This window comes from Phocaeicola coprophilus DSM 18228 = JCM 13818, assembly GCF_000157915.1.
In the GTDB taxonomy this organism is placed as follows: domain Bacteria; phylum Bacteroidota; class Bacteroidia; order Bacteroidales; family Bacteroidaceae; genus Phocaeicola; species Phocaeicola coprophilus.
In genome coordinates this window covers 740,908-753,697 of the sequence record NZ_EQ973643.1, presented here as the reverse complement: position 1 = coordinate 753,697, position 12,790 = coordinate 740,908, and the positions used below count along the sequence as shown (strand labels likewise).

General features: G+C 45.4%; 8 protein-coding genes. All 8 read left to right on the top strand.

What is annotated here, in order from left to right:
- The first annotated feature begins 132 nt into the window (after positions 1-132).
- The 8 genes from lgt to BACCOPRO_RS11090 all read left to right on the top strand — a co-directional run bounded on the left by lgt (position 133) and on the right by BACCOPRO_RS11090 (position 12,688).
- Positions 133-957: a prolipoprotein diacylglyceryl transferase gene (gene lgt / locus BACCOPRO_RS11125; protein WP_040311442.1), complete on the top strand. Its 825-nt coding sequence runs from the start codon at positions 133-135 to the stop codon at positions 955-957.
- Between the two features lie 148 nt (positions 958-1,105).
- The gene (locus BACCOPRO_RS11120) at positions 1,106-3,475 is read left to right on the top strand and encodes a TonB-dependent receptor (protein ID WP_008143668.1); all 2,370 of its coding nucleotides are present in this window, start codon (positions 1,106-1,108) and stop codon (positions 3,473-3,475) included.
- A 75-nt stretch (positions 3,476-3,550) separates the two neighbouring features.
- A complete protein-coding gene (locus tag BACCOPRO_RS11115) occupies positions 3,551-5,422 on the top strand; it encodes a glycoside hydrolase family 32 protein (RefSeq protein ID WP_008143667.1) in 1,872 nt (623 codons plus the stop codon).
- 27 nt (positions 5,423-5,449) lie between these two features.
- On the top strand, positions 5,450-6,613 hold the full coding sequence (locus tag BACCOPRO_RS11110; RefSeq protein ID WP_008143666.1) for an MFS transporter: 1,164 nt from the start codon (positions 5,450-5,452) through the stop codon (positions 6,611-6,613).
- A gap of 9 nt (positions 6,614-6,622) precedes the next feature.
- On the top strand, positions 6,623-7,510 hold the full coding sequence (locus tag BACCOPRO_RS11105) for a carbohydrate kinase family protein (protein ID WP_008143665.1): 888 nt from the start codon (positions 6,623-6,625) through the stop codon (positions 7,508-7,510).
- Positions 7,511-7,948: 438 nt separating this feature from the next.
- Positions 7,949-10,699, top strand: a complete 2,751-nt coding sequence (locus BACCOPRO_RS11100) for a hybrid sensor histidine kinase/response regulator transcription factor (RefSeq protein WP_040311376.1) — start codon at positions 7,949-7,951, stop codon at positions 10,697-10,699.
- Positions 10,700-10,802: 103 nt separating this feature from the next.
- Complete coding sequence (locus BACCOPRO_RS11095; protein WP_040311375.1) at positions 10,803-11,444, top strand: DUF3256 family protein; 642 nt, start codon at positions 10,803-10,805, stop codon at positions 11,442-11,444.
- A 317-nt stretch (positions 11,445-11,761) separates the two neighbouring features.
- On the top strand, positions 11,762-12,688 hold the full coding sequence (locus BACCOPRO_RS11090; protein ID WP_008143662.1) for a peptidoglycan DD-metalloendopeptidase family protein: 927 nt from the start codon (positions 11,762-11,764) through the stop codon (positions 12,686-12,688).
- Positions 12,689-12,790: the final 102 nt, after the last annotated feature.

The following is a 12,790-nucleotide window of genomic DNA, read 5'->3' as shown; positions in this document are numbered from 1 at the left end:
GCTGTGAAGGACAATTAATGACTGATAGGGGATAAGAAGATATAAAATAAAAACTTAACGGTTGAAAGTTTATGCAGATCGCTATTTTTTTCTTTCCTTTGCAAACAGGTAAATAATAAAAAGGAAAAAATGATGTTTGCGAATATTGTCTGGGATGTGGACCCTGTGCTGGTTCATTTAGGACCTTTGGAAATCCGTTGGTACGGATTAATGTGGGGCTTAGGTTTCATATTGGCTTATGAAATGGTTTCCCGTTTGTTCAAGAAAGAAGGCTATCCGGATGCATGGGCTGATAAATTATTTATTTATTGTATTGTCAGCAGTGTTTTGGGAGCCAGACTGGGACATTGTCTTTTTTATGAGTGGGACTATTATGGTGCCCATCCTTTGGAGATTCTGAAAATATGGAAGGGCGGACTTGCCAGTCATGGTGGTGTCTTTGCCTTGATATTGGCCTTGATCTGGTATTCTAAGAAAGTTACCCAAAAGAGTGTCTGGTGGTTGTTCGACCGTATGATTCCGGCGGTAGCAGTGGTATGTATGTGTATCCGTTTCGGGAATCTGATGAATTCTGAAATCTTTGGTTTCCCTACAACGCTTCCGTGGGGATTTGAATTTATTCGCTCGCGTGAGTGGCAAGAGTTGTATAATCAGAATGGAGAAGCTTTGCCATGTCATCCTACTCAGATCTATGAGATGCTTTATTGTCTGGTTGCGTTGATTACTTCTACGGTGATGTATCGCAAATATCATTTGCAGAAGCACGTTGGTCTGATAACCGGTGTCTCTTTGCTGATCTTCTTTGGAGCACGTTTTGGACTGGAATTCATGAAGAATCCTCAGGTTGCAGAAGAAATTGGAATGACTTTGAATATCGGACAGTGGCTGAGTGTTCCGTTGATCCTTTTGGGTATTTGGCTGATAGCCACCTGTAAGAAACGTAAAGAAGCGTTCTGAATCCATTTTTAAGACTGCTAGAAATGTTTCATAAACTATCAGGGATGTTACACTGATACATTCCTGATAGTTTATGAAACATTTCTTTTATATTGAAAAAGAGAGACTTTCTAATTTCGCAGCAAACAAAAAACTTTGGTATTAACTCATGCAAGATTTTAATGCTATGAAGTCAGAAAGTAAACAAATGAATCGTATGAAAGCAGTTGTATTGCTGCTCGCTTTAGCTTGTGTGAATGGATATGCACAAGAAAACAATTCTTCCAAAGGTGAAGATGGTTCTACTTCTAAAGAAGAAGGCAATCGTAATGTAATGCTGAATGCAGCCAGTGCCAATGGTCCCCGTGAAATTCAGATCGGCCTTCCTTCTGCAGATGTCAATGTCCTGGAGAATGGAATTCCGGTTACTTATGCCACGAATCCGCATTCGGTCAATTCTCTTTGGCGCGCAGATGCCAGCTTGAGTCATGTGGGCTTGCTGAAGATTTCAGAAACTGCCATTACTACCGGAAACATCGGTTATGCAGTCAATTCTTTTACTCAACTTGGAGAAAAAGGCTTTCATGGTACCTTGAACTATAAGACCAATCATTTTGGAATGCAGGAGGTTTCATTGAACTTGAACGGAAGCCTTGCCAAGGACTGGTTCTATAGTGGAAGTATTTACCAGGATTTTGATCCGGGAACCTTTAAGATTAAATCTACTCCTTTCCAGGATCGTACGCAGATCTATAAGTTTGCTCTTACGAAGAAGTATAATGACAACCGGGGTGAACTGACAGCCATCTATCATTACAGCAACAGCCATCCGGTATATAATTACGCTACACAGTCAGCTCCTTTCGTTTATGTAGGTGACGGTAGTGTCCGTGAGTTTGGTGATTTTGCATTGGGTACCACTTCTTATTTGCCGGTTGACAATGAGATGGTTTATCGCGACATGCGTACCGGTGAACTTAAGAAGACCAATCTGTATGATGCCAGCCAGAACAGGGGTAGTGAATTTACTTTGATGAATAATTACACCTGGGACAACGGACTGAACTGGAAAACAGTAATGAAATATGATCATTCACTCGGTTCTTTGGTTTATCAGACTCCGATGTCGCTTGATCAGAATGAAGCCGGAATCAATTATTTGTATGAAGCCGTTGACGGCAGCATGCAGCCATACACCGGTGAATATGTACAGAGCCGTATGTCTTGTCTGAACCGTGGCTTTATCGATTCCTTCATGTTTACCACAGAGTTGTCAAGAAAGGTAAACAACAGTACCTGGCGACTGGGCCTGAATGAATGGTACTACGATGTAGACTATACCTCATCTACAACCATGTATGACCAGTCAGTTCCGATGGATGGAAGTTATCCGGTGCGTTTGTATAATGCTGATTACGCAACATACTCCGGCCGCACTTATGCCGGAAGCGGTTGTTACTATGATTTCAACAAGAATGCTTCTGAATATTATAAAGGCCATGAAAACAAACTGGCTCTTTACTTTACGCATGATTGGGATATCACAGATAAGTTGAACCTGTATTATGGTGCCCGTCTGGAATATCAGGCTTTGCGCGGTGAGAACGCAGCCGTAACCAATGCAAATGGCGAGTATGTCGGTCGTTTTGCAAACTATTATCTGGGAGCAACAGCGCCTGATGGAACTAAAATTGCTCCGACTTCAATGAGTTATGACTGGCTGAACTATGCATTGACTGCTGCCGTTACTTATAAACTGACAAAGGAATTCGGATTTACCGGTGACTTTACTTACATCACCCAGCATCCGAAGATTGAAAATTTTGCTCCAGCTACCTTACCGAACACGGATAAAATCTCCGTACCTCTGGGACGTGCCGGAATCTATTACAACAACGAATGGTTGAGCCTGACTTCACTGTTCTCTTATATTTCAAAGACAAACAACAACTCTACACTGAATCTGCAACATAAGACAGCTGCCGGACAGACTGAAATCATGGCGGCTCCGCTGAATTATGATATCAAGACTTTGGGATGGACCACTGATGTTGTTGCACGTCCGTTCAAGGGATTTGATCTTCACTTCCTCTTCACTTATCAGAAACCGACCTACAAGAAATATGAAACTTCCGTTACTTTCTCTGACGGATATGTAGGCAGCATCAATGCTACGGGCAATATCGTAGCTGAAATTCCGGAAGTGATTGTGGAAATCGATCCGAGCTATATGATTACCAAGGATCTGAAAATCTGGACCAGCTTCCGTTACTTCAGCAAGACTTATGCGAACATCAACGATGCCTACTATTTCAATGGCCGCTGGGAAACCTTTGGAGGATTGAACTGGCAGGTGAACAAGAAGCTGGCTCTGGGCTGTACAGTAGTAAACTTCCTGAACCAGACCGGTGCGAAAGGAAGTATTGCCGGTGCTGAACTGATTGAAAAAGAAGATGCCGGTCAGTATGCCGGACACGTAATGGCAGGTAGCTATATCCGTCCGTTTACAGTGGAATTCAGTGCCAGTCTGAAGTTCTGATAACTGAAAATAATGATTTTATTGACAGAAAAGTTTTTAAACATAGTATCTTTAACGCATAAATAAACTGCAACCATGAAAAAGAATTTTTATCATCTGACAATGGCCTTGACAACAGCTGCTGCGCTGGCTGCCTGTCAACCGCAAAAGAGTGCCATCAGTTTTGAACATCAGGGTGATACACTTACTATTGTTCACATCACAAACCCGACTAAATATTTAATTCTCCCCATTCAGGAATCTTGTAATGAAGGAAAGGTGAAGCTTGTGACCGGAAGCCCTGCCGATATGGCCATGGATGTCCGGCTGGCTGTTGACAGTGTGGAATATTATGTGCCTTTTGCTTTGCCTCAGGGTGCTAAGGAAGCAACGCTGACGATCGGCCGTGTAGCAGCAGATGCTATCTGCTGGGACAGCATTCAGCTGGCTGATACGTTTAATACTGCCAATACGGACTATTATCGTCCGGTTTATCACCATACTCCGCTTTACGGCTGGATGAACGATGCCAACGGACTGGTGTACAAGGACGGAGAATATCACCTGTATTTCCAGTATAATCCTTACGGTTCGAAGTGGGGAAACATGCACTGGGGACACTCAGTCAGCAAAGACCTGATTCATTGGGATCATCTGGATCCGGCTATTGCGCGCGACACTCTGGGACATATTTTCTCCGGAAGTACGGTAATTGACAAAAACAACAGTGCCGGTTATGGAAAGGATGCCATGATTGCGTTCTATACTTCTGCCAGTGACGAACACGGACAGATCCAGTGTATGGCTTACAGTACTGACAACGGACGTACTTATACGAAATATGAAAAGAATCCGATTCTGACTCCGTTTGACGGACTGAAGGACTTCCGTGATCCGAAAGTTTTCTGGTATGAACCGGCCCAGAAATGGTATATGATTGTTTCTGCCGACAAGAACATGCGTTTCTATTCGTCTACGGATCTGAAGAACTGGGAATATCTGAGCCAGTTTGGTGAAGGATACGGTGTACAGCCCAATCAGTTTGAATGTCCGGATTTCATCCAGTTGCCTGTTGACGGTGACAAGAACAAGATGAAATGGGTGATGATTGTCAATATCAATCCGGGATGTCCGTTCGGTGGCAGTGCAACAGAATACTTTGTAGGTGATTTCGACGGAAAGGAATTCCACTGTGATACTGACAAGAGTGTGACCAAATGGCTTGACTTTGGTAAGGATCATTACGCTACGGTCTGCTTCTCTAATCTGGGTGAACGTGTAGTAGCTGTGCCCTGGATGAGCAACTGGCAGTATGCCAACGTAACTCCGATCCGCCAGTATCGTGGAGCCAATGCCTTGCCTCGTGAACTGTCTCTCTATACGAAGGATGGAGAAATCTATATGGCAGCCAATGCTGTGAAAGAAACAGAAGGCCTGCGTAAGGGAACTGCGTATGTAAACGATTTCGTTATGACCGATGAACATCTGGTTAGTCCGCTGGCAACCGGTCAGGAAGGAGCTTGCGAACTCGAAATGGACATTACGCCGAACAAGGCTCAGACAGTAGGCTTCCAGCTGATGAATGACAAGGGTGAAAAGACTGACATCTATCTGGATCTGAAAGCCGGACGTCTGGTGATGGACCGTACACAGAGCGGACTTGTAGCCTTTGGCGAGAAGTCAGAACCTCATGCAAAGGAAACGGATGATCACCGCAAGACTGAATCTGTGAACTATGTGAATGACTTCGCGCTGGGTACATGGGCACCTCTTTCATTGTGTGAAGGCAAGACTTATCATTTGAATGTATTTGTGGACAAATGTTCCGTTGAGATCTTTGTGGACGGTGGCCGTATCGCCATGACCAACCTGGTCTTCCCGACAATTCCTTACAATGCACTGCGTTTCTATACACAAGGTGGCGAGGCTGAAGTGAAGAATCTGAAAGTACATCAACTGGGCTTGTAAATTATCCATACCTAATTCGTAACCATTATGACAGCTAAACAACAAATGAAATACGGAAGGCTGATTCCCGTTATGCTCTGCTTTTTTGCCATGGGTTTTGTGGATCTGGTCGGAATTGCCTCCAATTATGTAAAAGCCGATCTGGCACTGACGGATGCTCAGGCTAATATTTTTCCGTCACTTGTATTCTTCTGGTTCCTGATATTCTCTGTTCCTACGGGAATGCTGATGAACCGTATCGGACGGAAACGTACCGTATTGCTGAGTCTGGCAGTGACAGCCGTTTCACTGATGCTGCCTCTTTTCGGCGACGGATACGGACTGATGCTTTGCTCCTTTTCCTTGCTGGGAATCGGTAATGCACTGATGCAGACTTCGCTGAACCCGTTGCTGAGCAATATTATCTCGGGTGACAAACTGGCCAGTTCCTTGACTTTCGGCCAGTTTGTCAAAGCCATAGCCTCTTTCCTGGCACCCTATATCGCCATGTGGGGAGCTACACAGGCAATGCCGACCTTCGGACTGGGCTGGCGTGTACTTTTCCCGGTCTATATGGTGGTAGCCATCATTGCCATTGTCTGGCTTTCATCAACTCCGATTGATGAAGAAAAACCGGATAAGGCATCTGGTCTGGTGAACTGCCTGAAACTATTGGGAACTCCGTTTATCCTGCTTTGTTTTATCGGTATCATGTGCCATGTAGGTATTGATGTGGGTACCAATACAACAGCTCCCAAGCTGTTGATGGAACGTGTCGGCCTGACTCTTGAGGAAGCAGGATTTGCCACCAGCCTTTACTTTATTTTCCGTACTGCAGGCTGTTTGCTGGGTACATTTATCCTGCAACACCTTTCAGCCCGCCGTTTCCTGGCTGTCAGTGTCGTATGTATGCTGGTTGCAATGGTCGGACTGCTGGTTTCCGAAGCACACTATGTGATCTACGTTTGCATTGCATTGATCGGTTTTGGTAACTCCAATGTATTCCCGATTATCTTTGCACAGGCATTGACAATGGTTCCTGACAAGAAGAATGAAGTTTCCGGTCTGATGATTATGGGACTTTTCGGTGGAACGGTCTTCCCTTTGCTGATGGGAGTGGCCAGCGATGCCGTCGGTCAGAATGGAGCTGTTGCCGTAATGAGTGTAGGAGTGATTTATTTGATAATTTATACATTGAGACTTAAAAAATAACCGAAAACCATGAATGACATTATCGTAGGAATGGGTGAGGCACTGTGGGACGTGCTTCCCGAAGGCAAGAAATTAGGTGGTGCACCGGCCAACTTCGCTTATCATGTTTCGCAGTTCGGCTTGAACAGCCGTGTGGTCAGTGCCGTAGGACAGGATAAACTGGGAGCAGAGATTCTGGAAAACTTCCGTGAAAAGAACTTGAATTGTATGATTGAATCCGTGCCTTATCCTACTGGTACGGTGCAGGTTGAACTGGATGCAGAAGGCGTACCCTGTTATGACATCAAGGAAGGTGTGGCATGGGATAATATTCCTTATACCAAAGCGCTTGAAGGGCTGGCCCGTCAGACGCGTGCGGTATGTTTCGGTTCGCTGGCACAGCGCAGCATTGTGTCGCGTGAAACGATTCATCAGTTCCTGGATGCTATGCCTGAAGGTCCTGATACCTTGAAGATCTTTGATATCAATCTTCGTCAGAGCTTTTACACAAAGGAAATTTTGTGTGATTCGTTCAGCCGTTGCAATATTTTGAAGATTAACGATGAAGAGCTGGTTACCGTAAGCCGGATGTTTGGCTATCCCGGTATCGACCTGAAGGATAAATGCTGGATTCTGCTGGCTAAATATAATCTGAAGATGCTGATTCTGACTTGTGGTGTGAACGGAAGTTATGTGTTTACTCCGGGACATATCTCTTTTGTAGAGACTCCGAAAGTGGAGGTTGCTGACACGGTTGGAGCCGGTGACTCGTTTACTGCTGCTTTCACTGCTGCGATCTTGAAGGGCCGTTCGGTAGAAGAAGCACATCGTCTGGCTGTAGATACCTCGGCATTTGTCTGCACACAACAGGGGGCTATGCCTGTATTTCCCGAAACTTTGATTGGTCGGTTGTCATAAATGATAATATTTTTTAGGGAAGGGCGGATACTCTGAACAGGAGATCCGCCTTTTTTTGTTTGAGGATTGTTCGGGGCAGAAAGCACGTTGTGAAAAATATGTCTGGACATTTCACCCGTTTTTTCTGCATGAAACAGGTGGTTTCTCAGGAGAAAATTTTTGTTCCACCAGCACGATATAAAAGTTCCACTAGCACGAAACAAAAGTTCCACCAGCATGAAACAAAAGTTTCACCAGCACGATACAAAAGTTTCGTCTGCACGAAACTCCGGAATTGTCTGCATAAACCAGGGGGATTGTCTGCATGATATCAGATCTTTGTCAGCATGGTGCCGGAGCATCGTCCTGACGCAGGCCGGTCTTTGGAAAAATATTCCCTTTTACCGGTGAATTGGATTATTTTGTTACCTTTGTAAATCTAACCAATAATTAGCGGTCATGAAATACTTCTCTGTATACTTTCTGTTTGTATTGTGCATGTTGAATTGCTTGTTGACGGCTTGTGACCGTGAAGAGCCTCGCTATGTGATCGGCGTGTCACAGTGCAGTGATGACGAATGGCGTACCCAGATGAACAAGGAGATTCGCCGGGAAGCTCTTTTCTATCCGGGAGTTGAAATCAGAATCCGTTCGGCCAGAGATGACAACCGGCAGCAGATTGCTGATATAGAATCTTTTATCCGTCAGGAGGTGGATCTGATTGTCGTGGCTCCCAATGAAGCGGATGCCATTACACCGGTGGTAGAAAAGGCTTACGACAAGGGCATTCCGGTGGTACTGGTAGACCGGAAGATTGATTCGGAACGTTATACGGCTTATATCGGAGCCGATAACTATGAGATGGGCCGTCAGATAGGAACTTATATTGCCAGCCGCTTGCGGGGAGAAGGAAATATTGTAGAACTGACGGGGCTGAAAGGCTCCACTCCGGCACGTGACCGCCATCATGGACTGATTGATGCACTGTCTGATTTTCCGGATATTCATATTGTTGCTACGGCTGATGCCGGCTGGCTCAAGCAGTCTGCTGAGACGGCATTTGATTCCATTCTGGTGAAGCAGCCTCAGATCAATCTGGTTTTTGCCCACAATGACCCGATGGCTTCGGGAGCCTGTGAGGCTGCCAGAGGACGGGGACGTGACAAAGACATGCTTTTTGTCGGTGTGGATGCTCTTTCGGGTGAAGGACTGGGAGTCGAATCGGTGGCAGACGGAACGCTTGACGCCACATTTATCTACCCGACGGGAGGTGACCGGGTGGTTCAGGTGGCCATGGATATTCTGGAAAAGCGCAGTTTCCCGCGTGAGACTTTGCTTTCGACAGCTCTGGTAAACCGGCAGAATGCCCGTATCATGCAGATGCAGACTTTGCACATCAGTACCCTGGATGCAAAGATAGAAAAGCTGAACGGTCAGTTGGATGCCTTTCTCTCGCGTTATTCTGCCCAGCGGATGTTCCTGTATGCCTGTATCGTGATCATTGCACTGGTCGGAGCTTTACTTTTCTTTGTCGTTCGTGCCTTTTGGACCAAGAACCGGCTTAATACGGAATTGTCCAGACAGAAGCAGCAGCTGGAGGAACAACGTGACCAGCTGATTACCTTGTCCCGCCAGCTGGAGGACGCAACTCATGCCAAGCTGTCTTTCTTTACAAACGTCTCACATGACTTCCGTACGCCGCTTACTTTGATTGCAGATCCGGTTGATCAGCTTCTTCAGAGCCATCATCTGAATGAACACGAACGGTTCCTGCTCAATATCGTTCACAAGAATGTGGCTGTATTGCTTCGTCTGGTCAATCAGATTCTGGATTTCCGGAAATTTGAAGATGGAAAGCTGCAGTTGCGTCTGAGTCAGTTTGATCTGCATGCCTCTTTGCTGGAGTGGGCTGATGCTTTCCGGACCTTGTCTTTCCGGAAACACATCCATTTCCAGATTGATGCAGATGCTGATACGGATTTTACGGTGACAGCGGATGCCGAGAAACTGGAGCGGATTGTGTATAACCTGCTGTCGAATTCCTTTAAGTTCACTCCCGAGAACGGACAGATCAGCATGCATCTGTCTTCTTGCACGAAAAATGGAGAACCGGCAGTCCGCCTGCAGGTGACGGACACCGGAGTCGGTATGCCGGCCGAACACGTACGGCATATTTTTGACAGCTTCTATCAGATAGATGTCCATCATGCCGGTTCGGGTATCGGACTTGCCTTGGTCAAATCCTTTGTGGAGATGCATCATGGAACAATTTCGGTGGATACAACCGAAGGGCAGGGAACTTGCTTTACCATTGAGATTCCGGCCTGTCAGTCGGGAACGCTTGATCCGGATACGACCCGCAGTGCCGTCCTGACGAATCTGAAGGAAGGAGCCGTGCTGGCTGCCGATCAGGAAACCTTGCAGGCTGTTGCTCCTGAGTCAACTCCGGATGACAAGGAAACGATTCTTGTGATTGATGACAATCTGGATATCCGGGACTATGTACGTTCGGTTTTGCAGGATGAATACAATGTGATCGAAGCTGCCAATGGTCAGGAAGGGCTTCAGCAGGCCATGAAATATGTGCCCGATGCCATTATCTGTGATGTCATGATGCCGGTCATGGACGGTATGGAATGTTGCCGTCGTCTGAAATCAGAGGTACAGACCTCCCATATTCCGGTTATGATGCTTACGGCTTATGCTGTTGACGAGCAAAAAATCAAGGGATATGAGTGTGGAGCAGATTCTTATATCTCGAAGCCGTTCAGTGCCCGTCTGCTGACCGTACGTCTGCGTAATCTGATCGAGAACCGCCGTCGTCTGCAGAGTCTTTTTGCAGACATCAGTAATGTCTCTTTGCAGAAGACTCCGGTTGCAGAAGTTGATAAGGGATTCCTGGAAAAACTTCACCGGCTGATCGAGGAACGCTTGTCGGATCCGGATCTCAGTGTGGAAGAACTGGGTGAACAGATCGGGCTGAGCCGGGTACAACTTTACCGCAAGACGAAGGCCCTTTGCGGTTATTCGCCTAATGAACTGTTGCGCATTGCTCGTCTGAAGAAAGCTGCTTCTCTGCTGGCTTCCACGGAAAAGACGATTTCCGAAATCACTTATGAGGTAGGGTTCAGTTCTCCTTCTTATTTCACGAAGTGTTATAAGGAATATTTCGGGGAGAATCCGACGGCGGTTTTGAAGCGGAAAAAATAGAATCGGCCTTTCGTCTTCTTAAAAAATAAGAAAAGAGAATCCGAACCGATAAAAATCTGTATATTTGGCCCGCTAAAAAAGAAAACGAAAAGAGAATGTGTTTATGAAACGGTTATTATTGATATGTCTGATGTTTTGTAGTCTGATGGTTCAGGCACAAGATCTGAAGTCTTTGTTTGTGGCAATGCCCGATTCCCTGTCTCCATTGTGGACAGAAGTGAATCGTGCTGATTTTGGAGACTTTCTGGCCAGTAACATGAAGGCCCGGGTACGTAACCGTTTTGGCAATTTCTCTGAAATGCTGAAGTTGACAGACGATTATCTGCTGATGCAGTCTACTTCCGTCAGTACGATGGAAATGAAACTTTTGCCAGTAAACGATTCTGTAAATATCATTTGCATGGTGCAGACTTATCAGGCACCGGTTGCCGACAGCCGCATTTCTTTTTACGATACGGCATGGAAAGAACTTCCTGTTTCTCAGTTTATACAGCTTCCTGCAGAAAGTGTGTTTTATAAGACACCGGAAACAACGGCTCAGGCTGATTCGCTGGCAGACGTACGGAAGTATGCCGACATGTATCTGCTGAAGGCTTCCTTGTCGGAGAAAGGAAAGACATTGTCGTTTGTCTACACCACTCCGGAGTATATGGATAAGGAAAATTCAGACCGTCTGACTTCCAGCTTGAATATGAAGCAATTGGAATATGAATGGAGAGACGGAAAGTTTCAGCCGAAGAAATAACCTCTGCGTGCTGCGAGGTTCCGGTTGTATTTGTTTTGTCACATCAATAAATTGTTTTTCTGTATATTGTGTTTTAAAACATAAATAATAGGCGTTTTCAGATTATTGAATGAAAATAGATGAAAAAATAGTTAATTAAGTGCCCCGTTCTAACGAAAAAAAAATTATCTTTGAGACGATTTTTTCAGAACCTTAGTTGTAATAAGGGTCATTTATTCTCTTGCTATTGAATTATTTTTAATTTAAATATCGATTTTATCCTGCGTTTGATTGTGTAAGATGATCAAACGCAAGATACATTGGAAAACGTTGTAAGAATGATTTTAAAATGTATTAAAACGGTTGCGACAGTAGCCTTTGCGATGGTGAGCATCAATGTGGCAGGGCAGGACTTGCTGGCTCGTCAGGCTCCCATCGACAGAAAACTGAAAGCCGTAGATTCTTTGGCTTTAGTGCGCCAGATTAAGGCGGAACAGGCGGTTTATCCCGCTTACAGTTTGTATCCTACCTGGGAAAATCAGCGTGTTCACGCATATGGAAACACCGTTTCCGTTCCCGATACTTTTCGGATTGATCTTTCCGGATTCTGCATGCCTACCACTCACACCAAGATTACTTCCAAGTGCGGTCCCCGCTGGAGACGTATGCACAATGGACTGGACATCAAAGTGTATATCGGTGATACGATCCGTGCTGCTTTTGACGGACGTGTACGTATGGTTAAGTATGAACGTCGCGGATACGGAAAGTATGTAGTGATCCGTCACGACAATGGTCTGGAAACTATTTACGGACACCTGTCCAAACAGATCGTTGCTGAGAATGAATATGTAAAGGCTGGAGATCCGATCGGACTGGGTGGTAATACAGGACGTTCAACCGGTTCTCATCTTCACTTTGAAACCCGCTTCCTGGGTGAAGTTATCAATCCGGAATTTATGTTTGATTTCCCCAATCAGGATATCGTAGCCGACAGTTATCTGTTTATCAAGGGTGCCAACCGCTATGCTTATCAGCGTACACGTGCCTTGGCTGCTGTGAAGAGCGGCAAAATGGATCAGGTTGTTGCCAAGCAACAGGCTTCGGAAGGAAACTCTTCCGTTCGCTACCATAAGATCAAGAAAGGAGATACGCTGGGCCGGATTTCGAGAATCTATCATGTATCTATTGACCGTTTGTGTCAGTTGAACGGAATCAAGCGTACGACTATTTTGCGTCCGGGACAAGTATTGAAATGCTCTTGATGACGAGCTGATATATTGAGAGTTCTGAAGAGGACTCCGTTTCAGGCACGGATTACTGATTTTTTTGCGGTTGACGCTATTTCCGCATGCGATCATGTAATC